The organism is Streptococcus sp. KR, from assembly GCF_002238115.1.
GTDB lineage: Bacteria > Bacillota > Bacilli > Lactobacillales > Streptococcaceae > Streptococcus.
The window spans coordinates 1-223 of the sequence record NZ_NGVM01000350.1 but is presented as its reverse complement, the minus strand read 5'-3'; the positions used below and the strand labels follow the sequence as shown (position 1 = coordinate 223).

Genomic DNA, 223 nt, shown 5'->3' with positions numbered 1-223 from the left:
AAATAATTTGGAAATTGAACATGCATCAAATATTCACCGAGCGCAAGATTTTACGGCTTTGATTTATGCTCAACCTGGTACTGGAAAAACAAGCACATTGAAATATTTAACAGGAAAAACTTTGGTAGTTGATGTGGATCGCACTACTAATGTACTAGCAGGTCAACCAAACATTGATATTGTCAAGCTTGATACACGTAATCCAGCACAAGGTAGTAGGGAT

1 protein-coding gene is annotated in these 223 nt (G+C 36.8%); it reads left to right on the top strand.

Annotated elements, in window-relative coordinates; genetic code table 11:
• Positions 1–7 precede the first annotated feature (7 nt).
• The coding region (locus CBI42_RS12250) for an AAA family ATPase (RefSeq protein ID WP_179211452.1) at positions 8–223 on the top strand (216 nt) is incomplete at its 3' end.